This window comes from Winogradskyella sp. MH6 (genome assembly GCF_022810765.1).
Taxonomy (GTDB): Bacteria; Bacteroidota; Bacteroidia; order Flavobacteriales; family Flavobacteriaceae; genus Winogradskyella.
This window is the reverse complement of the sequence record NZ_CP094494.1, coordinates 454,542-476,052: the sequence shown is the minus strand read 5'-3', so window position 1 is coordinate 476,052 and position 21,511 is coordinate 454,542. Positions and strand designations below refer to the sequence as shown.

The 21,511-nt window shown below is 33.4% G+C and carries 17 protein-coding genes and 1 tRNA gene; 14 read left to right on the top strand and 4 right to left on the bottom strand.

Features of this window, described 5'->3' with window-relative positions:
- The first annotated feature begins 45 nt into the window (after window positions 1-45).
- From gldL to MST30_RS02295, 4 genes are all read left to right on the top strand, one after another.
- Window positions 46-681 (top strand): type IX secretion system motor protein PorL/GldL, encoded by a 636-nt coding sequence (gldL, locus tag MST30_RS02310; RefSeq protein WP_243472799.1) that lies wholly within the window; start codon window positions 46-48, stop codon window positions 679-681.
- A gap of 50 nt (window positions 682-731) precedes the next feature.
- Window positions 732-2,318: a type IX secretion system motor protein PorM/GldM gene (gldM, locus tag MST30_RS02305; RefSeq protein WP_243472798.1), complete on the top strand. Its 1,587-nt coding sequence runs from the start codon at window positions 732-734 to the stop codon at window positions 2,316-2,318.
- Between the two features lie 63 nt (window positions 2,319-2,381).
- Complete coding sequence (gldN, locus tag MST30_RS02300) at window positions 2,382-3,290, top strand: type IX secretion system ring subunit PorN/GldN (RefSeq protein WP_243472797.1); 909 nt, start codon at window positions 2,382-2,384, stop codon at window positions 3,288-3,290.
- Window positions 3,291-3,353: 63 nt separating this feature from the next.
- On the top strand, window positions 3,354-4,397 hold the full coding sequence (locus MST30_RS02295; protein WP_243473843.1) for an NAD(P)/FAD-dependent oxidoreductase: 1,044 nt from the start codon (window positions 3,354-3,356) through the stop codon (window positions 4,395-4,397).
- A 37-nt stretch (window positions 4,398-4,434) separates the two neighbouring features.
- Here MST30_RS02295 and MST30_RS02290 read toward each other — a convergent pair whose 3' ends face one another.
- A complete protein-coding gene (locus MST30_RS02290; protein ID WP_243472796.1) occupies window positions 4,435-4,836 on the bottom strand; it encodes a DUF983 domain-containing protein in 402 nt (133 codons plus the stop codon).
- 109 nt (window positions 4,837-4,945) lie between these two features.
- On the opposite strand from MST30_RS02290, the gene MST30_RS02285 reads away from it, so the two are divergent.
- The 10 genes from MST30_RS02285 (at window position 4,946) to MST30_RS02240 (ending at window position 16,444) form a co-directional block, all read left to right on the top strand.
- On the top strand, window positions 4,946-6,853 hold the full coding sequence (locus MST30_RS02285; RefSeq protein ID WP_243472795.1) for an ABC-F family ATP-binding cassette domain-containing protein: 1,908 nt from the start codon (window positions 4,946-4,948) through the stop codon (window positions 6,851-6,853).
- A gap of 75 nt (window positions 6,854-6,928) precedes the next feature.
- Complete coding sequence (locus tag MST30_RS02280) at window positions 6,929-8,053, top strand: efflux RND transporter periplasmic adaptor subunit (RefSeq protein ID WP_243472794.1); 1,125 nt, start codon at window positions 6,929-6,931, stop codon at window positions 8,051-8,053.
- Window positions 8,053-11,256, top strand: a complete 3,204-nt coding sequence (locus tag MST30_RS02275) for an efflux RND transporter permease subunit (protein ID WP_243472793.1) — start codon at window positions 8,053-8,055, stop codon at window positions 11,254-11,256. Before MST30_RS02280 ends, MST30_RS02275 begins: the two co-directional genes overlap by 1 nt.
- Complete coding sequence (locus tag MST30_RS02270; protein WP_243472792.1) at window positions 11,243-12,562, top strand: TolC family protein; 1,320 nt, start codon at window positions 11,243-11,245, stop codon at window positions 12,560-12,562. The genes MST30_RS02275 and MST30_RS02270 overlap by 14 nt, the downstream gene beginning before the upstream one ends.
- Before the next feature lie 12 nt (window positions 12,563-12,574).
- Window positions 12,575-12,757 carry a CPXCG motif-containing cysteine-rich protein gene (locus tag MST30_RS02265; RefSeq protein WP_243472791.1) on the top strand — a complete coding sequence of 61 codons (183 nt, stop codon included), beginning with the start codon at window positions 12,575-12,577 and terminating at the stop codon, window positions 12,755-12,757.
- Between the two features lie 130 nt (window positions 12,758-12,887).
- Window positions 12,888-13,730 (top strand): leucine-rich repeat domain-containing protein, encoded by an 843-nt coding sequence (locus MST30_RS02260; protein ID WP_243472790.1) that lies wholly within the window; start codon window positions 12,888-12,890, stop codon window positions 13,728-13,730.
- 113 nt (window positions 13,731-13,843) lie between these two features.
- A tRNA-Met gene (locus tag MST30_RS02255) sits at window positions 13,844-13,916 on the top strand.
- Window positions 13,917-13,971: 55 nt separating this feature from the next.
- Window positions 13,972-15,297, top strand: coding sequence for a tyrosine-type recombinase/integrase (locus MST30_RS02250; protein WP_243472789.1), 1,326 nt, complete (start codon window positions 13,972-13,974; stop codon window positions 15,295-15,297).
- Between the two features lie 17 nt (window positions 15,298-15,314).
- Window positions 15,315-15,980, top strand: a complete 666-nt coding sequence (locus tag MST30_RS02245) for a hypothetical protein (protein ID WP_243472788.1) — start codon at window positions 15,315-15,317, stop codon at window positions 15,978-15,980.
- Between the two features lie 47 nt (window positions 15,981-16,027).
- Window positions 16,028-16,444, top strand: a complete 417-nt coding sequence (locus tag MST30_RS02240) for a hypothetical protein (protein WP_243472787.1) — start codon at window positions 16,028-16,030, stop codon at window positions 16,442-16,444.
- A gap of 92 nt (window positions 16,445-16,536) precedes the next feature.
- Here the strand turns inward: MST30_RS02240 and MST30_RS02235 are convergent, their stop codons facing one another.
- From MST30_RS02235 to dinB, 3 genes are read right to left on the bottom strand one after another with little or no spacing between them, the layout of a single operon-like run.
- Window positions 16,537-17,274 carry an SOS response-associated peptidase gene (locus MST30_RS02235; protein WP_243472786.1) on the bottom strand — a complete coding sequence of 246 codons (738 nt, stop codon included), beginning with the start codon at window positions 17,272-17,274 and terminating at the stop codon, window positions 16,537-16,539.
- Between the two features lie 19 nt (window positions 17,275-17,293).
- Window positions 17,294-20,290, bottom strand: a complete 2,997-nt coding sequence (locus MST30_RS02230; protein ID WP_243472785.1) for a DNA polymerase III subunit alpha — start codon at window positions 20,288-20,290, stop codon at window positions 17,294-17,296.
- Window positions 20,290-21,504: a DNA polymerase IV gene (gene dinB, locus MST30_RS02225; protein WP_243472784.1), complete on the bottom strand. Its 1,215-nt coding sequence runs from the start codon at window positions 21,502-21,504 to the stop codon at window positions 20,290-20,292. Before dinB ends, MST30_RS02230 begins: the two co-directional genes overlap by 1 nt.
- Window positions 21,505-21,511 lie beyond the last annotated feature (7 nt).

The following is a 21,511-nucleotide window of genomic DNA, read 5'->3' as shown; positions in this document are numbered from 1 at the left end:
GTTATCATCCATTTAACTTAAACTAAAAAACTAAACAAACAAATTATGGCACAGAAAGGTAAAATCACAGTAACAAACATGGTCTACGGATTAGGAGCAGCAATCGTAATTGTTGGAGCATTATTCAAAATCCAGCACTGGCCTTACGGTTCTCTAATCTTAACAATAGGTATGGTTGTTGAAGCATTGGTATTTACTTACTCAGCGTTTGAAAGGCAACAATCAGACTTAGATTGGTCGTTAGTATATCCAGAATTAGCAGGTGGTCAGTCTACAGGCAAAAAAGCTAAAAAAGAAGAGCCAAAAGATGCTGAAGGATTATTATCTAAAAAATTAGATAACTTATTAAAAGAAGCTAAAATTGATGGTGAATTAATGGCAAGCTTAGGTAACAGCATTAAAAACTTTGAAGGTGCAGCTAAAGGTATCAGCCCAACAGTTGATTCTATGGCAGCTCAAAAGAAATATAGCGAAGAAATGTCTTTAGCAGCAGCTCAGATGGAATCTTTAAATAGCCTTTACAAAGTACAAATGGAAAGTGCAAATCGTCAGGCAGCAATCAATGAAGAGGCTGTAGAAAATGCACAGAAATTAAAAGAGCAAATGGCTTCTTTAGCATCAAACCTTTCATCATTAAATGGTGTATATGGTGGAATGTTATCTGCTATGAACAAAAACTAATTAGTTTTTATAAACAATTTAATTAATTAACATTTAAAAACTAATTTACAATGGCAGGAGGAAAATTATCTGCAAGACAGAAAATGATTAACTTAATGTACTTGGTGTTTATTGCAATGATTGCAATGACAACGAGTAAGGAGATATTATCTGCTTTCAGTTTATTTAATACAAAATTTGAAAACGCAAATGAGTTAGCTGTTGCTTCAAACACTACTCTTTTGAAAGGCTTAGAAAAGCAAGCTAGTGAAAAACCAAAGGATTTTGGTGTTGCTTATAACAATGCGCAAAAAGTAAGTTCTATTTCTAATGAATTTTTCACTTATTTAGAATCACAAAAATCAATGATTTTAAATAAAGGAAACTATGCTGAAAAGTTCAAAGAAGAAGGTGGTTTACCGGCAGAGGAAATGGACAAAGGTGATGCATTAGATGAATTATGGTTTACAGGAGATCGTCTAACAAAAGAAGGTCAGGCATTTGTTGATAGAATTAATAAATACAAAGCTGATATAAATGAGCTTTTGGGTGACGACGTAGCTTACAACCCAGCTAAAGAGACTTTAGAACGTCGTTTTAGTACTGCAGAAGTAATTAATAAAGATGGTAAAAAACAAAGCTGGTTAGATTATAACTTTCAAGGATTTCCAGCTGTAGCATCTTATACCAAGTTAACTGCAATGCAGAATGATATTAAAGCAACTGAAGCTAACCTTTATAATGTATTCTTAGGAAATACTGTTGATGAAGCAACGTCTTTAAAAAACTATACTGCAATCGTTATACCAGACAAAAATGCATTTTTTGCTGGAGAGAAGTTTACAGGTTCTGTAGTTTTAGGAAAATATGCTAATGTAACACCAACAAAATTAAAAGTTGGGGATACTGATTTAGATATGAACAGAGAAGGTGCGATTGACTCAACTGGTGCTGCAAGAATTGAGTTTACAGTAGGTAACGTTGGTGAGCACGATATTAACGGACAGTTTACATTCTTAGAAAAAGGTGAAGAACTGCCTATTAATTTCAATGGTAAGTATGTAGTTGTACCAAGACCAAACTCTGCTACAATTTCAGCAGATAAAATGAATGTTGTATATCGTGGTGTAGAAAACCCAATGACTATTTCATTTGCAGGTATAGCAGACAATAAAGTACAAGCTAGTGGAACAGGATTAAAACCAGTTGGTGGAGCAGGTAAATATGTAATGAATCCAGGAACTGGTAGCGAAGTAACAATCAATGTAACAGGTACTTTAGATGATGGTTCAAAAGTAAGCGATCGTAAAACGTTTAGAATTAAAGATATTCCTGCGCCAACAGGTGTTATAGCTGGTCAGACAGGTGTTGTAAAATTACCTAAGCGTAACGTTGAGATAGGTACTGTATCTGCCAAGTTAGACGATTTTGTTTTTGATTTACCGATTGTAGTTACTTCATTCAAAATGAGAGTGCCAGGTCAACCTACAATTAGTGTTGTTGGTACAAAAATGAATGCGCAAGCTAAGTCTGCTATAAGTAAAGCTAGACGAGGTGATAACATTACAATTTTTGATATAAAAGCAAAAATCCAAGGTAATTCAAAATACAATCTTAAAAACGTTTCACCTGTAATTGTTGAAGTTACTAGTAACTAATCAAAGACAATTAATCAATATTAGTAACGTTTAAAAAAGAAAGAAACCCAAATAAATAATAAGATGAAATTTAAAAGCTTTATATACACAGGATTAATGGTTTTAGCTGCAAATAGTGTTTTAGCTCAAGCTAATATCCTAAACGCAAAAATACCTGAAGAAATAGGTATGAAGACTGAAGCTGAATTGCTTTTAGACAATGATAAGCCTTTAGAATATGGTTATGTAGGCGATAGAGACATCTTATTCTCAAAAATGATTTGGGAAAAAGTTGTATTAGACGAGCGTGTAAATTTTCCATTATATTTCCCTGTAGAAGGAAACTTGGGAGATGATCGTAAGTCTTTATACAAGGTTTTGATGGAGAATATCGAAAGCGGTATGATTTCCAGAATTTATGGTGATTCTTATTTTACTGAGGAGCGTACGCTTAAGGATATTGAAGCGGCTTTAAAAATGAGAAAAATCACTAATGCTGGTATTGATTACATGAATGAAAATGGCGTAGGTGAAGATGAAGTGCCAGAAGAATATGTTATCGAAAGAAACATTGAACCTGCAGATATTAGCTCTTACCTTATAAAAGGGTTGTGGTACTTTGATAAGCGTCAAGGCGAATTAAAGTACAGAATACTTGGTATAGCACCTGCAGCGCCAGATGTTAACTTCATTGATTCTGAAGATGAAACCCAGAAAGAACCTATAGCGATGTTTTGGGTATTCTTCCCAGAAGTAAGAGAGATACTTCATGAAGCTAAAGCTTTTAACAACAAAAATAGCTCTTCTCCAATTTCTTTTGATCACTTACTAAACAGTCGTCGTTTTCACGGTATTATATACAAGGAAGAGAACGTTTATGGTGATAGAGAGATTAAAGAATATGTAGCTGAGAATGCTTTAATGCAGTTATTAGAATCTGAACGTATCAAAGATAAGATCAGAGATTTTGAACAAGATATGTGGAGTTACTAATAACTCTCAAACAATACAAAAAACGCTCACTTTTAAGTGGGCGTTTTTTATTTTTGTATAATGATGAAAAGTATTGATTACATAGTTGTTGGTTGTGGTTTAGCTAGTATTGCCTTTTGTGAGCAATTAAGGACTAACAATAAAACATTTGTTGTTTTTGATGACAGCTCACAACAGTCATCTATTGTTGCAGCTGGTTTGTACAATCCTGTTATTTTAAAACGATTTTCGGAGGTTTGGAAAGCTAAAGAACAATTAGATATTGCTTTACCTGTCTATAAAAAAATAGAAGACGATTTAAATATTAAAATAGATTATAAGCTTTGTTTATTAAGAAGGTTTTCATCAATCGAAGAACAAAATCTTTGGTTTAATGCTTCCGATAAGCCTAAACTAGAACCTTATCTTTCAACACAGTTAGTTAAAAATACTAATGATGCAATAGACGCTCCATTTGGTTTTGGTGAAGTATTGCATGCTGGTCGATTAGATACTGAAAAACTTATAAGTTCCTACAAAGACTTTTTAAAACAAAATCAAAGTTTAATAGAAGATAGTTTTGTTCATCAAAAGCTTCAAATAGAATCTACTCTAATTAGATATGGAAATATTGAAGCCAAACAAATAATTTTTGCAGAAGGTTTTGGCGTTAAGAAAAATCCTTATTTCAATCACATTCCATTAAACGGAACAAAAGGAGAAGTATTAATTATCAAAGCTCCAAACCTTAATATTAATTATGGTATAAAGTCTTCAGTCTTTATTATTCCATTAGAAAATGATATGTATGCTGTCGGTGCAACATATAATTGGAAAGACAAAACCAATCAACCAACAAAGGAAGGAAAAGAAGAATTGATGAGTAAGCTCAAAACGTTTTTAAGTTGTGAATTTGAAGTTGTTCAGCACTTGGCAGGCATACGTCCAACAGTAAAAGATAGAAGGCCTTTAGTTGGCAGGCATCTCGAACATAAAAATTTATATGTTTTAAACGGATTAGGAACTAGAGGAGTAATGATTGCACCTTATGTGTCAGAAAAACTCTATCAATTCATTGAAAATAATGAGCCTTTAGATTCTGAAATTGATGTAAATAGATTTGCTTAGATTAGAGTTTAATACAAAACTCAATAAGATACAGGTATTAACTTTGTGACTTTGTCACTTTATTAGCTAGTTCTTTATCGTATTTCATAAAGATGTTTATCCAAATATTACGCGAAAGCCTCATAATTACAGGAAATAAAAGCACCAAGGTTAAAACAATACTGATAAATGCAGTAGTAACTGAAGTTTCAAAAATGACATAAGTTGTTATAAATGCAGCTACCGCAAAAGCAATACCTACACCATAACTCACATACATAGAGCCGTAAAAAAACGAAGGTTCCATTTGGTATCTTGTTTTGCAATGCGAACAATGGTCGTGCATTTTTATAACCTTAGAAAGAACATAAGGATTTTTATTAACGTACATAGATTCTTGGTGACACTTTGGGCAAACACCAAAAAGTATACTATATAATTTCATTCCTTTTCTTATCATAGCTAAAACCTTTATTTTTGCGTTTTTAAGGCTTACAAAGATAAGTCATTACCATGCAACCATTGTAACAATTGTAACAATAATAACAATTGTAATATTTAATCAAATTATGCTAAATATCCATAACCTATCTATATCATTTCAAGGCGAATATCTTTTTGAGGACATCACGTTTAAACTAGGTCTAGGAGACCGCATTGGCTTAATAGGAAAAAATGGTGCAGGTAAATCAACTATGCTTAGAATTTTAGCCAAAGAACAAGAGTCTGATTCTGGGCAAATAGCAGCAGATAAAGACCTTAAAATAGGATTTCTTAAGCAAGATATTGATTTCGATTTTGGTAAAACAGTTCTAGAAGAGTCTTACGAAGCTTTCAAAGAAATAAAAGAGTGTGAAGCTAAGTTGGAAAAAATTAATACTCAGCTAGCCGAACGCTCAGATTACGAAAGCGAAGCTTACCATCAGTTAATGGTAGATTTAAACGACATTCAGCATCAGTACGAAATATTAGGTGGTTACAATTATCAAGGAGACACCGAAAAAATTCTTCAAGGTTTAGGTTTTAAGCGCGAAGACTTTAATAAACTCACAGACACTTTTTCAGGTGGTTGGAGAATGCGAATAGAGTTGGCAAAGTTATTACTTCAAAATAACGATTTGTTATTGTTAGATGAGCCTACCAACCACTTAGATATTGAGTCTATTATTTGGTTAGAAAACTTTTTGAAAATCTATCCAGGCGCAGTAGTCATCGTGTCGCACGATAAGATGTTTTTAGATAATGTAACCAACAGAACTATTGAAATTTCATTAGGTAGAATTTACGATTACAATAAGCCATATAGCAAGTTTCTAGAGTTAAGGAAGGAAATGAAGGTACAACAATTAGCTGCACAAAAAAATCAGGAAAAGCAAATACAGCAAACCGAAAAGCTAATTGAAAAATTTAGAGCCAAAGCTTCAAAAGCTACAATGGCACAGTCACTTATTAAAAAGCTCGATAGAATTGAACGCATAGAAGTCGATGAGGATGACAATAGTGTAATGACGCTAAATTTTCCGGTGTCTATTACACCTGGAAAGGTTGTAGTTGAGATAGAAAACGTATCAAAACATTATGGAGATTTGCAAGTGCTCAACCATGTAAATTTAACCGTACCAAGAGATGTGAAAACAGCCTTTGTTGGGCAGAATGGTCAAGGAAAATCAACATTAGCAAAAATTATTGTTGGCGAAATAAAACACGAAGGTAACGTCAATCTAGGGCATAATGTTCAAATAGGTTATTTTGCTCAAAATCAAGCGGAATATTTAGACGGTAACAAAACCGTTTTGGATACGATGATTGATGCTGCTAATGAAACTAATCGAAGTAAAGTTCGCGATATTTTAGGTGCCTTTTTATTTAGAGGAGAAGAAGTAGAAAAATACGTTAAAGTCTTGTCTGGTGGTGAACGTAACCGTTTGGCATTGGCAAAATTGTTGCTTCAACCGTTAAATGTCTTAATAATGGATGAGCCAACAAACCATTTAGATATTAAGTCTAAAAACGTCCTTAAAGATGCGCTCAAAAAGTTTGAAGGGACTCTAATTTTGGTATCTCACGACAGGGATTTTCTTCAAGGGTTAACCGAAACGGTTTATGAGTTTAAGGATCAAAACATCAAGGAATATCTTGGAGACATCGATTATTATTTAGAGCAACGCAATATTGAAAACCTGAGAGAAGCCGAAAAGCGTACAGTTATTGAGGATAAACCTAAAGAAAGCAATAAACAAAGCTACGAAGACCAGAAAAAAGTAAAGTCGTTAAATAATAAGCTAAGTAATATTGAAGCTAAAATCAATCAGCTGGAAAAAGCTATAAAAGAAGATGATTTTAAGCTAGAAACAGATTACGATAACACCGCTTCTGACCCAAAATTCTTTGACCACTACCAAGAAAAGAAGAAAAGCTTAGAACAATTGATGGAAGATTGGGAAGAGGTAACGCTTCAAATCGAGGAAATTTCATAGTAACATTAAGATTATTTTAACGATTGCGCATAATGATAAGAATAACTTTGCAAGTTATTGATGACCGCTTTCATTATGACAAGAAAAATTATTCTTTCCATTTTAGGTATTGCTCTAATCGTTGGTGCATTCCTTTTTGCAAAATATCTTATTGCTAACAAAAACAAACCCAAGCCAGTAGTGCCAAAAGTGGTAAAGACGGTTTTGGTAGATACTGTAAAAAATACAACAGTACCAATTGTAATTTCAGCAAATGGAAATCTTATGGCGAAGCAACGTGTAGAGTTGTATTCTGAGGTTCAAGGTGTGTTTAAAACCGGGAATAAACTTTTTAAGGCTGGTGAAAAATTCAATAAAGGTGAAACGCTTATTCGTTTAGATGCTTCAGAATATTATGCAAGTGTACAATCTGCAAAAAGCAATCTTTATAATAGTATTGCTGCGATTATGCCAGATTTGAGATTAGATTTTACAGATGTATATCCTAAATGGCAAGCCTATCTTAATGGTTTCGATTTAAATAAAAGCACACCACAATTACCAGAAATGTCTGGTGAAAAGGAAAACTATTTTATAACAGGTCGTGGCATTGTGAGTGCATATTACAATGTAAAAAATCTAGAGCAACGCTTAGCAAAATATAGAATTACAGCACCATTTACAGGGATATTAACAGAAGCACTAGTTACAGAAGGAACACTTGTAAGAAGTGGACAAAAGTTGGGTGAATTTATTAATCCATTGGTTTACGAAATGCAGGTTGCCGTAAGTAAATCTTATGCAGATGTGCTAAAAGAAGGTGAAGCTGTAACACTTACCAATTTAGAAAAAACAAAAACATACGAAGGAACAGTCTCTAGAGTTAACGGAAGTATAGATGCCACAACCCAAACCATCACAGCTTTTGTTGAAGTAAAACACGATGATTTAAAAGAAGGAATGTACTTAGAAGCAAGTCTTAATGCAGAAAAGGTAAATGATGCTATAGAAATAGATAGGAATTTGTTGTTAGATAGTCAAGAAATATACGTGGTAAAAGACAGTCTTTTGGATGTTATTCCAGTAAAACCTGCACATTTTTCAGATGCCACAGTGGTTTTAAAAGACGTGCCAAATGGAACGATTATTCTAAGAAAACCAGTGCCAGGAGCTTATGCAGGTATGCAAGTTAAAGCTGCAACTACAGATTCTACTGAGTAATGAGAAAAATAATAGAATATTTTATAAGGTACCACGTTGCAGTCAACGTTTTTATACTTGCATTTTTTGTGTTTGGTATTATTGGCGCTTTGTCGTTAAAATCTTCGTTTTTCCCATTAACCGAATCTAAGATAATTAATGTAGCCATTACTTATCCTGGTGCTTCGCCACAAGAGATTGAAGAAGGTATCGTGCTTCAAATTGAAGATAATCTCAAAGGATTAAAAGGCATTGATAGAGTTACTTCAATATCTAGAGAAAACAGCGGTACAATTACTGTTGAGATTGAAAAAGGTGAAAACCTCGATTTTATGCTACTAGAAGTTAAGAATGCAGTTGATCGTGTGCCATCTTTTCCGACAGGAATGGAGCCTTTGGTGGTTTCAAAACAAGAAGCGATTAGAGAAACCATTTCTTTTGCCATTAGTGGTAAAGATATTCCGTTGGCGACCCTAAAGCAATTAGCAAGACAGGTAGAAACCGATTTGAGAGCCATTGACGGCATTTCCCAGATAGAACTCTCTGGTTTCCCAGAAGAAGAAATCGAAATTGCAGTCAACGAAACCGATTTGCTGGCTTACAATTTAACATTCAACGATGTTGCTACTGCAGTGAGCAATTCAAATATTCTGGTAACAGGTGGAAACGTAAAAACCGTTGCCGAAGAATATTTAATTAGAGCCAATAATAGAGAGTATTACGGTAAAGAGCTGTCTAACATCATTGTTAGAGCTACAGCAGACGGAAAAGTTATTCGTCTTAAAGATGTCGCAATTATTAGAGACCGTTTTTCAGAAACACCAAATGCTACTTATTTTAATCAAGAATTGGCAGTTAACATATCTATTACAAGCACCAACAATGAGGATTTAATAAGTTCTGCGGATAAAGTAAAAGAGTACATAGAGGAGTATAATCATAAGTACACCAATGTTCATCTTAGTGTAGTGCGCGACTTATCCATTACGCTTAACCAAAGAACACAATTGCTTACAGAAAATGCCATAGTCGGTATGCTGTTGGTTTTATTGTTCTTGTCTATTTTCTTAAATACAAGATTAGCATTATGGGTGGCCTTTGGTTTACCGATTTCCTTTTTAGGAATGTTTATGTTTGCTGGCCAATTCGATGTTACTATTAATGTATTGTCACTTTTCGGGATGATTATCGTTATTGGTATTTTGGTAGATGATGGTATTGTTATTGCAGAAAATATTTATCAACATTACGAAAAAGGAAAGAAGCCAGTACAAGCTGCAATAGACGGAACTTTAGAAGTAATTCCACCTGTGGTTTCAGCAATTACAACAACGGTTTTAGCCTTTTCATTATTCTTCTTTTTAGAAAGTAGAATAGGTGAATTCTTTAGTGAGGTTTCGGTCATTGTAATATTAACGTTGGTGGTATCACTTATTGAAGCATTGATTATCCTTCCTGCACATTTGGCACATTCTAAAGCTTTAAGGATAAAAAAAGAAGACTTACACAATAAGAAATCGTCCAACGGATTTTTTGCTTTTATGCGTGGTTTAAACCGATCTGGAGATCGTTTTATGTCTTACTTACGGGATAGGGTATATGCGCCAACTTTAAAGTTTATTATGGAATTTAAGCTATTGGCACTTGGTATTTTTATAGCGCTTTTGGTCTTAACCTTTGGCTCGCTTTTAGGTGGAATAATTGGTATTACCTTTTTTCCAAGAATAGCCAGCGATTCGGCAAATATAGAGTTGGTAATGCCAGCTGGTACCAATGTTAAGATTACCGATTCCATCATTTCTATGATTGAAGAAAAATCATTCATCGTTAATGAAGAACTCACAGAAAAGTATCTAAAAGGCACAGGAAAACAGCTATTTGAAAATACCATAGTATCCATTAATAGTAGTTCTTCGGCCAATTTAAGAATTAACTTATTGCCAGGTGAAGAACGACCAGATGAGATTCAATCTTTTCTAATTACAAAACGATTAGAAGAGTTGGTTGGTCCTGTTATTGGTACAGAACGATTGATATATGGTTCTGGTGGAAACTTTGGAGGAAATCCTGTTTCAGTCTCTTTGTTAAGTAATAATATTGAAGAACTAAAAGCATCTAAGGAAGCACTTAAAAAATACTTACAGTCTAATCCTTTACTAAAAGATATTGGTGATAACGATCCTGCAGGTATTAAGGAGATTCGACTAGAACTCAAGGAAAGTGCTTACTTATTGGGCTTAGATTTAAGGACGGTTATGTCTCAAGTGCGTTCGGGTTTTTTTGGTGCTCAGGCACAACGTTTTCAACGTGGGCAAGACGAAATTAGAGTTTGGGTACGTTACGATAAAACCAACCGAAGTTCTATTAACGATTTAGACGATATGCGTATCGTAACACCAACAGGCGAGCGTGTAACTTTAAAAGATATAGCAACCTATAGTATAGAGCGTGGAGATGTGGCTATCAATCACTTAGAAGGTAAACGAGAAATTCAGGTTTATGCAGATTTAAAAGATCCTACTACAAGCAACACTGATATTTTAGAAGATATTAAAACTGAGTTCATACCACAGTTACAATCAAAGTATCCAACTATAAATGCATCGTACGAAGGGCAAAATAGAGAGGCTGGAAAATTAACGAGTTCATTGGCAGTTGCAGGTCCAATAATATTGCTGTTAATTTATATTACCATAGCATTTACGTTTAGAAGTTATTCGCAACCTTTATTGTTGATTTTGTTAATTCCTTTTAGTCTAACAGCTGTAGCTTGGGGACATTGGCTATTAGGTTTTCCGGTAAATATATTGTCACTTTTGGGTATCATTGCCTTAATTGGTATTATGGTCAATGACGGATTGGTGCTCATTGGAAAATTCAACAGTAATCTAAAAGAAGGAATGAAATTTGACGACGCACTTTCCGAAGCTGGTAAATCGCGTTTTAGAGCTATCTTCCTAACCTCATTAACCACTATTGCAGGTTTAGCACCTTTATTATTAGAGAAAAGTAGACAAGCTCAGTTTTTAAAACCAATGGCAATTTCCATTTCCTTTGGTATTGCTTATGCTACTATTTTAACATTATTGGTATTACCATTATTTTTATCATTCAGTAATAATATTAAGAAGAATACTAAATGGTTAGCTACAGGTAATGATGTCACTAAAGAGGAAGTAGAACGCGCTATAAAAGAAAAAAATGAAGGTAATGAAGATCACTAAGAAGATATTGATTGTCTTGGGCGTTTTGTGTTGCGTAAATCTACAAGCTCAAAATGTACTAACAAAAGAAGAAGCTGTTTCTAAAGCGTTAGAAAACAATTATGGTGTACAAATAGCCAAGAATGATGTTGCTGTGGCTGAAAATAACGCAAGTATCTTAAATTCTGGATATTTACCTACAGTTACAGGAAATGCTGGTGCTACCTACAATTTAGATAATACAGAAGCCGAATTTTCTAATGGTAACGTCACGGTTTTAAATGGGGCAGAAAGTTCAAGATATAATGCTAGTGTTAACCTTAACTACACCTTGTTTGATGGTTTAGGAAGACGTTACAACTACAAACGTTTGAAGGAACAGTACCAATTAACCGAGTTACAAGCAAGAGAAACCATCGAAAATACAATTATTCAGATGTTTTCTGTGTATTATAATGTGGCACAATTGTCTGATAATTTAAATACTTTAGAAGAGACTCTGATAGTTACTAAAGATAGATTGGTAAGAGCAGAATATCAGTTTGAATATGGGCAAAACACAAAACTTGAAGTTTTAAATGCCGAAGTTGATATCAATAACGATAGCATTAATATCATCAATACAAAGCAGCAATTAAAAAATGCTAAGCGCGATTTAAAATTGGTTTTGGGAGAAACATTTACTGAGGATTATGATGTAGAAACAGAAGTGGATTTTACATTGCAATTTCAAAAAGATAGTCTTTTTCAGCAGGCAAAAAGCCGAAATGTAGCTTTACTTCAAACCGAAAAAAATATTGCAATCAGTAAGTTAGACATTAATTCTGGTAAGTCAGCCTATTTACCAACTGTTGGGTTAACGGGTTCGTACGGTTGGAACAAGAATAACAACAATGCAGCATCATTTTTAACAACATCTACAAACACAGGATTGTCAGGTGGTTTAAATTTAAGTTGGAATCTTTTTGATGGAGGAGCAACCATCAATAGAGTGAGAAATGCCAAGATTAATCTTGAAACGCAGCAACTTCAAAAAGAAAATATTCTACTGAGTATTGAGCGCGACTTTAACAATGCTTGGGATGATTATATGAATAAGTTAGAAATTTACAATATTCAAGATAAAAACATTACAACAGCACAAAACAACTTCGATAGAACTCAGGAAAAATTCAAAATAGGGCAAGTCAATTCAATTGAATTTAGACAGGCTCAAATTAATTTGTTAAATGCAGAATTGAGTAGAAATCAGGCAAAATACGATGCAAAATTAGCTGAGCTTACCTTACTTCAAATAAGTGGTGAGTTGTTAAATGTTCAATTCTAAAAAGCAATGCATATGGAAGAACATTTTTTTCAATGCCCATACTGCTGGGAACAAATTTCAATGCTCATAGACGTGTCCCAAAGTCAACAAACCTATATTGAGGATTGTGAAATTTGTTGTAATCCTATTCAAATTTCGCTAGTTATAGAATCACAACAAATAGTCAATTTTCAGGCTGAAAGTATAGAACAGTAAGAATGAATAAATCATTGATAATCAACGATTTGAAAATTTAGCTTATGTAGTTCGTCGAAAAAATTTGCAGTTTAAAGTATAAGTATCTATTTTCGAATAGTTTATGTGCCCCTCCACAAAATCTGCTATTATGAAAACTTTAAAATTAACCCTACTATGTTGCTTGCTTTCTGTATTTACATATGCCAACGTTTCTCAAAGTCAAAAAGACGCACTAGTAGTACTTTACAACACAACTAATGGTGATTCCTGGAATACTTCCTGGGATTTAGACCAACCAATAACCGAATGGTATGGTGTAACCATAGAGAACGACGAAATAGTTGCTATTAACCTTAGTTTTAACAACCTTACTGGTAATTTACCAAGTGAAATATCTAAGTTAACGTCTTTAAGAACACTAAACTTAGCATTCAATAAATTAGAAGGTAAGTTGCCAAAAACCTTAACGGAGATGACTAGTTTAGAGACACTTCAGTTATTCTCTAACAATTTCTCAGGAGCTATACCAACAGATATAGGTCGAATGGAAAATCTTAAAACACTAGAGTTATATAACAATAGTTTTTTTGGAGAGATTCCAAGTTCTATAGGTAACTTAACAAAATTGGAAAGCTTAATATTGAGTAGTAACCAATTGATAGGTAAGCTACCAGCCAGTATTTCTAATCTTAAATCTTTAAAAGTATTGAGTTTGTTTGATAATAGCTTATTAGGAACTATTCCTTCTGCAATTGGCGAGTTAACTCAATTAGAAGAGCTAGTATTATCTAATAATGCTTTTTATGGTAACCTACCAGGTGAATTAGCGCAATTATCAAATCTTAAAACCTTGTTGCTTAGCAATAATGGTTTTAAAGGAAACTATGCGGCTTTAAAAGATAAATTACCAAATATTGTTGACTTTGATTTAGATGAAGTTAACATGAAAGGTGCATTAGCAACATTAGATTCGGAAGAAGGGGATGATTAATGTTTTTTGCCATAAATATTGATTAAGAAAAAGTGTTCAAATACAATGAACACTTTTTTTTATTATAAAAACTTGCGAGAACTAAAAAGGGTTGTATATTTGCAGTCCAATATCGCGGGATAGAGCAGTAGGTAGCTCGTCGGGCTCATAACCCGAAGGTCACTGGTTCGAGTCCAGTTCCCGCTACAAAATGCAAATCGCAACAAAATCAACGGTTTAGTTCACTCTAAACCGTTTTTTTATGCATACTATTTACAAATTAGTTACCTTAGAGTGTCAAAATGAACACGTTTTAGAACACGATTTGGAACACAAGAAACAATTTTCAGAACCAAAAATCTTCGATGCCGACGGTGACCTTACCAAGCGTTGGTATGTTTATTTCTCGTACCGTAACCCTAAATCAGGCAAACTTCAGCGGATGAAGAACATTTATGGAAAGACCAACGGTTTTAAGACCAAGGCAGAACGCTACGCTGCTTTAAATTTATATAGGAAACGTCTTTTAAAACTACTAAGGGAAGGCTATAGTCCTTTTCAGGATAATACAGAATTGTATAAAAGCAAACAAAATCCTAAACATGTACAATCAAATATTTTAAAATCCGATCAACCAACATCTTTGGTTGCTGAGGTAGAATTGACCAAAAATGAATCAACTAAAAACGTTCTTTCCGTAAAGGAAGCTTTAAATAAGGCGATTATATTAAAGACCAATATTGTTAGCCCTACTACACTTAGTGACTATAGGAGCCGTATCAACCAATTTCAAAAGTGGTTGCTCAACCACTATGAAACGGTTGATGACATCAACCAGATAAATAAAAAAATGGTTGTTGAGTTTTTAAACCACGTGCAATTAAGTACATCACCCAGAAACCGAAATAATTACCGTACGGTTTTGAGTAGTATTTTTCAAGTACTTGAGGACAATGAAATAATTAGCAAAAATTTCATTAGCCAGATAAAGGCAATTAGATCAATGCCCAAACGACATAAAACATATTCACCAAAGGAACAAGAGGATATATTTGATTACCTTGAAAACCACGATAAACTTTTATTGCTCTATATAAAGTTTATATCCTACAATATGTTAAGACCAATCGAAGTTTGCAGATTAAGGGTAAAGGACATTGATATTGAAGAACGTAAATTAAGTTTTCAGGCTAAAAACAAAGTGCTAAAAACTAAGATTATACCAGATATATTAATCAAAGAGCTTCCTGAGCTCAATCGTCTAAATCCAGATGATCTATTATTTACGCCTGATGGAATTGGTGGTACTTGGGATGCCAAATTGGTCAATCGAAGAGATTTTTTTAGCAAACGCTTCAAAAAGGTCATCAAGGATCAATTCGGGTACAATGAAAACTATGGACTTTACAGTTTTAGACATACTTTTATTACCAAACTTTATCTAGGTTTAAGACAGGAGCTATCTACTAATGAAGCTAAAAGTAAACTGATGGATATAACGGGTCATACAACAATGGCAGCATTGAATAAATATCTAAGAGATATTGATGCAGAATTACCCGAAGACTATTCTAAATTATTGAAGTAAGAACTATGAATAATAGTATGGAAATATTATTAAAACGCATTAACTGTAATATTATATTTTATTTATCCAGAAAATTACTTGAACAGCAATCAGGTGAGGATTTAGGAGTATTGGATGAGATAAGAATGACAAGTAATCTTGTTCATATAAGTAGTAGTGGTGAACCAAAATATATCACAAGTGGTTTTAGATCCATAGCATTATTATCAAAAGAAAGAGAGTTAAAGCTTAATGTTTTTGAATTACTTAAAATGAAGTCTTCTGAAGAAAAGAATGCATTAAGTTTTTTAATAGATAATTATTTTACTGAACTAGATACCTATATCAGGTTGACAGAACTAGTAAAAAAACATGCTAGGTTCGAAACCGTTAATTATTTACCAGCAATACAAAGTGCTTTAGATATGCAGTATCGTGTTTTAGTAGAGCATAAAAAAGAAGTCCAAGAACACTTTGGAAAATGGAAATTAAACGTTGACCTTGAACGTGTTTTCGGATACCCTCCACCAAAGCCACAAATAAATATTGACCAAAAGCTATTAGATACTAGAAGACCTATTAAAACAGACAAAATGGCAACCAAAACAAACAAAATGCCATTACTAACAAAAAAAGAGGTTGATTATTATCTTTTAAATACTGTTTTTGGTATAGATTTAACAACACTTAATAACAAAACTTAACAGAAAAATCATTATTTTGCGTAAAACAAACGTTTATTTTACGTAAAATGAAAGATGATAAATATTACATCTGTAAATATTGTTACAAGGAATTCGAGCCAAAAAGGCGAAGAGTACAGAAGTTTTGCAGTAATACTTGTCGTTCGAAGGATTTTCATGCAAGGAATACAAATAAAACTACCGATTTTGCTAAGGAAGCTTTACCTAAAATAGTAGAACAGTCAAAACGTACAGAAAAAATAAGTATTGCTGGTATTGGTAATGCAACAGCAGGGACTTTATTAGCAAATGAGATTAAGTCATTTTTTACTTCAGAAAAAAACAAACCTGCTAGAGTAGGTGATATTCATTTATTAATTGAAAAACTTGAAATGCGATACCACCCTATTAATAACAGACCACCTAATTCATTCGGACAATTACCTTATTTTGATTTAATGACTAATGAAATAGTTTTTAGATGAAATCATTAAAAATAATCTTGAAATTAAAAATTACCACCTTTTTTAATTAAGTAATAACAATTGATTTTGTGTAATTTATACGATTTGTCATTTTACGAAAACTGTTTAAGTTCGGAGTATTCAACTTTATTTATAATCCATTCTGCGTTACTATTCACTTTAGGACTAAACAATTCTTTGCTTACCGAATAAGTCTCCAATTCGACTTCTGGAAAATTGAAGTGAAGAATATCTTCTATATCTGTTTCTTTTAAATCAACGGACAACCAATTGTGAGTTAACTCTTCATCTAGGATTAAAGGTTGTCTATTCTTCTGATTATGAATTTTAGCAAATAAAGGTGACGCTTCTTTCGTCAGAATGGTAAAAGTGATGTAAGTGTCAATTACAGTATAAAGTCCTGCTAAAGCTAGAGGTTTATCAGCTTTGTCTTTAAAATGAAAAGGATATTTTTTGCCTTTATGGTCATGCGGCTCAAAAAAACCTGAGACTGGAATTATGCAACGGTTGTCCATAATCGCCTCCTTGTAAATAAAGTGATCAAATGCTTTTTCTGACCGTGCATTTAGACCACCACCATAGCGCACAGATTCTTTATGGTATTCTTTTATTTCGTCCTTAGTTTTATAGTTTGGTACTATTCCCCAAATTCCTGGTGCCAGAACGTCTGAACGCTCTTGAGGTATAACAAGCATATTTGGGTGCGAAAAACCGTTGTGATGATAAGTAGGCTTATCAAAATAGGATTCCAATGAAGGGTCAACTATGTCAACTTTGAAATGCTTCTCTAATTTTTTAACCTTATCAGTAGTGCTAGTGTGAAAACACATATTCTATTTTTTCTTAAAATTAAGAAATCCTGTTGATAGTTTTTAAATTAAGATGAGATGTGTTTCTTGGATCAGGCTTTATCGATAATTTTTTGCTCTTAACTATTACCATGCTGTAAAAACCAAACCGATCCTTTATTGTACCATAACATGCATAAACGCCTAAACCATTAATAGGATATTTGTCAACGACGTCAGTAAAGTGTACTGCGTCAAAATAATTACCCATTTTATCAATAAATGTACTTAATCTCATAAGTTTACCTTGAGATGTCTTATTAAATCTTGTGGTTACCAAACTGCCATAAATAAGTACATTTTTACCAACAAAATCTTTCATCTCATTAGCCATAACATCGCTGTTTATTTCTTCATCGATTAAGTTAAAGTAATTGCATAAAGGAAATCCTAAAAGTTCCATTTCATCATAGGCATCTTCGACCCAATTCGTTTTAAGTTTAGGAAGATTAAATTGTCTATGCTGGATTTTAAAAAGCTGTGCCTGTTTATTTTTAGATCCATTAGCATTGATTTTAAAAATGGCTTGCCACAACAATTCCGTTTTATGTTTTTTTGTAAATCTAAATGCGTTGATACGTATGAGAATCGTTAACTGTTCAATGCTAATAGCTAAACGGTCTATAAAATCATCAAGGGATTTATAAATTCCATGTAATTGCCTTTCACTTATGATTCTTTGAATGGTATAAGTTTCCAAATTTTTAAGATAACCGAAACCTAAGTAAATAGAAGTTCCTATTAACCTATTAGGATGGTCGCTTTTATTGATACAAGGCAAACAAATATTTGCACCTTGTTTTTTAGCTTCATGTAAATAATGTTCTGTGCTATAAAAACCTCCACCATTGTTTAAAACAGCAGTCATAAACTCTAATGGATAATAACATTTCAAAAACAAACTCTGATAGCTTTCTACAGCATAAGAAGCCGAATGACCTTTCGCAAAGGCATAGCCTGCAAAACTTTTAATCTGATTCCACACCTCAAAAATCAAATCATCATTAAAGCCTTTATTTCTACAATTGGATATGAACTTTTGTTCCACCTCTAAAAACTCTTTTCTTGACCGATATTTACCGCTCATTCCACGTCTTAATATATCAGCTTCACCAAGTGTAAGACCTGCAAACTGATTAGCTACTTTTAGCACATCTTCTTGATAAACCATAACTCCATAAGTTTCTGGCATTATTTGCATTAATATAGGATGTGCATCTTTTTGTTTTTCTGGGTTTCGATGACGTTTTATGAATTCATCTTTCATTCCCGATCCAGAAACTCCTGGTCGAATAATTGAACTTGCAGCTACCAAACCCAGATAGTCATCAGTTTGTAATTGTTGCATTAAACCACGCATTGCTGGTGATTCAACATAATAGGCACCTATTGCACCACCAGTTTTTAAAAGTTGATTGATGTTTTTATCAGACTTAAATGCTTCAACGTTCGTAATATCTATATCTCCAACTTCAGGTCTGTTGGTTTTAATTATTTCCAAGGCATCTTTAATTTTAGCTAAGCCTCGTTGACCTAAAATATCAAACTTAAATATGCCAACATCTTCAGCTATAATCATATCGAATTGTACCGTCGGAAATCCTTTAGGCGGTAAATCTGTAGCAGAATAGTAGTGTACAGGTTTCTCTAATATTATTATACCTGCGGAATGTACACTTAGGTAATTAGGGAATCCTTCTATCAATTTACCGTACTGTAAAACCAGTTTTGATAGGTCGTCTAAATTAGAATATGAATAACTGCCTTTACTTAACTTATCGATTTCTTCTTTTGGTAGACCGAAAACTTTGCCCAATTCTCGAACTACAGCGCGATACTTAAACGTATTGTATGTAGCCATTAATGCGGTATTTTTAAACCGTTTAAAAATATATGCGGTTACGTCATCTCTATCTTTCCATGAAAAATCTATATCAAAATCTGGTGGCGATGCCCTAAACGGATTTATGAACCGCTCAAAGTACAAGTCTAGTTCTATTGGGTCAACATCGGTAATACCAATAATGTAGGCAACTATGCTATTAGCACCGCTACCACGACCTACATGAAAATAGCCTTTGCTTTTGGCATAACAAATAATGTCATAATTGATTAAAAAGAAGGATACAAACCCTAATGTTTTTATTGTGCTTAGCTCAGTTTTTAACCGTTTTTTGACTGGCGGTAATGGATTTTTATAGCGTTTGTTTATGTTCTCATAGCATAAACGCTCCAATAATGCATAATCATTTTCTGAAGAATCCGTATAGAGTTTTAGGTTTTGTGATGTTCTATTATTACCAAATGAGAAGTTAATTCTGCAATCTTCAAGTATATGCTTTGTGTTATCTAGCATAAATGGAAAATCTTTAAAGACTTCTTCTAGATTCACTTTTGAGTACATTTTATCTGTAAATAAGCATTCTTCAGATTTATCTAACTTGCTTAATAAGCAATTTTTATCAATAGCACGAAGTAAACGATGCGCATTAAAATCTCTTTTATTTCTTACCGTTACTTGTTGTTGTATAACTAATTTGTTCTTTTGTGAAAGTAATTTAGAGAAGCGTAATTTCCTGAGTTCTTCAATAGAAACACCTATAAATTCGTTATCCCTAAATACCGTTTTTTCTAGTTCTAAAACTTTTTCAAAAGGGTAAATTATATAACAGTTTTCAAGCGGTAAATTAGGAATGTCAGGTAATTCTATTCCTTTTTCAGAATAATACGACAAGTATTCATTTAACTCCCTAAAACCCTCATTATTTTTGGCTAAACCAACATATAATTGGTCATTACCGTTTCTATAATCAATTCCAATTACTGGTTTAATTTCAAACTCTTTTGCTTTCCTGATAAAGTTCAAACAAGCTGAAGTGTTGTTGATATCGGTCAAAGCCAAAACGTCAATATCATTTTCCTTGGCAAGCTCTAATAACTCAATTTCAGAAAACGTACCGTATCGTAAGGAATAATATGTGTGACAATTCAGATACATTACTGTTTTCGATGTGCCAATAATATTGGTGGTTCACCACTAAAAGGATTTTGAAAACGCCCTATAGTTTTTGCTCCCATTGATGAAGCTCTCATAATGCTCAACTCTCCATAACGCATCCGTACTTTGTCCATGGCATTATAAAGGCTAATCATCTCTTCGGTATCATCAAATAGATTTATTTGATAATGTCCACTAACTATATCACTGATTTTAACTCCAACTAATCGTATTAATAAACGGCGATGGTACAATTTTTCAAATAGTTCAAGTACTCTAGGAATTATGACATGATCCGCACTTGAATATGGAATTTTTACTTGTTTGCTATAGGTGTTAAAATCCGAATATCTAATTTTAACACTTATCGTTCCTGCCAATTTATTTCCTCTTCTAAGTTGAAAAGCTAAATTTTCCGCCATTGCAAAAATTGTGGTCTTTAAAACGTGTAGATCGATAGTATCCTTATTGAAAGTTCTTTCGGTTGAAATTGATTTTCGTTCATGAAATGGTACAAGTGGTGGGTTATCTATACCATGGGCACGTTTCCATATTGTTTTACCGTTGATACCCAATGCACTAATCATCATTTCCAATGGCATTTCTTGCACTACTTTTACCGTATCGACACCAAGGTTCCGCAATACCTGATATGTTTTTGTGCCTACTGATGGAATTTTTCTAATGGATAGTGGTGCTAAGAAGTCTTTTTCAAAACCATTGTCTATTTTCAATTGGTTATTAGGTTTTGCTTCGCCAGTAGCAACCTTGGAAACTATTTTGTTTGCGGATAAACCGAAAGAGATAGGCAGTCCAGATTCCTTGATAATACGCTTTCGTAATTCTGAAGCATATTTATAGCAACCATAAAACTTATCCATACCACTAAGGTCTGCATAAAACTCGTCGACACTGGCCTTTTCAAAAACAGGAACACTTTCCTTTATAATCTCTGTTACCAAGTGGGAATATTTGGTGTATATGGAAGAATTACCTCGAATAACTACTGCTTCGGGACATAATCTTCTGGCAACCTTCATGGACATACCAGAATGAACACCAAAAGGACGTGTTTCATAACTGCAAGCTGCTACAACACCTCGATCACCAGTTCCACCAACCAACAAAGGTCTGTTTTGTAAACGTCTATCAATAAGACGTTCGCAAGAGACAAAAAAAGTGTCTAAATCCAAGTGTAAAATATTCTTTTCCATGATACAA

Bases quoted from the DNA above. Each gene is read 5' to 3' on its own strand.
- MST30_RS02250 (WP_243472789.1), top strand. From the start codon at position 13,972: ATGCATACTATTTACAAATTAGTTACCTTAGAGTGTCAAAATGAACAC.
- MST30_RS02290 (WP_243472796.1), bottom strand. From the start codon at position 4,836: ATGATAAGAAAAGGAATGAAATTATATAGTATACTTTTTGGTGTTTGC.
- MST30_RS02240 (WP_243472787.1), top strand. From the start codon at position 16,028: ATGAAAGATGATAAATATTACATCTGTAAATATTGTTACAAGGAATTC.
- MST30_RS02280 (WP_243472794.1), top strand. From the start codon at position 6,929: ATGACAAGAAAAATTATTCTTTCCATTTTAGGTATTGCTCTAATCGTT.
- gldN (WP_243472797.1), top strand. From the start codon at position 2,382: ATGAAATTTAAAAGCTTTATATACACAGGATTAATGGTTTTAGCTGCA.
- MST30_RS02275 (WP_243472793.1), top strand. From the start codon at position 8,053: ATGAGAAAAATAATAGAATATTTTATAAGGTACCACGTTGCAGTCAAC.
- MST30_RS02230 (WP_243472785.1), bottom strand. From the start codon at position 20,290: ATGTATCTGAATTGTCACACATATTATTCCTTACGATACGGTACGTTT.
- MST30_RS02295 (WP_243473843.1), top strand. From the start codon at position 3,354: ATGAAAAGTATTGATTACATAGTTGTTGGTTGTGGTTTAGCTAGTATT.
- MST30_RS02270 (WP_243472792.1), top strand. From the start codon at position 11,243: ATGAAGATCACTAAGAAGATATTGATTGTCTTGGGCGTTTTGTGTTGC.
- MST30_RS02245 (WP_243472788.1), top strand. From the start codon at position 15,315: ATGGAAATATTATTAAAACGCATTAACTGTAATATTATATTTTATTTA.
- MST30_RS02235 (WP_243472786.1), bottom strand. From the start codon at position 17,274: ATGTGTTTTCACACTAGCACTACTGATAAGGTTAAAAAATTAGAGAAG.
- MST30_RS02260 (WP_243472790.1), top strand. From the start codon at position 12,888: ATGAAAACTTTAAAATTAACCCTACTATGTTGCTTGCTTTCTGTATTT.
- MST30_RS02285 (WP_243472795.1), top strand. From the start codon at position 4,946: ATGCTAAATATCCATAACCTATCTATATCATTTCAAGGCGAATATCTT.
- gldM (WP_243472798.1), top strand. From the start codon at position 732: ATGGCAGGAGGAAAATTATCTGCAAGACAGAAAATGATTAACTTAATG.
- dinB (WP_243472784.1), bottom strand. From the start codon at position 21,504: ATGGAAAAGAATATTTTACACTTGGATTTAGACACTTTTTTTGTCTCT.
- MST30_RS02265 (WP_243472791.1), top strand. From the start codon at position 12,575: ATGGAAGAACATTTTTTTCAATGCCCATACTGCTGGGAACAAATTTCA.
- gldL (WP_243472799.1), top strand. From the start codon at position 46: ATGGCACAGAAAGGTAAAATCACAGTAACAAACATGGTCTACGGATTA.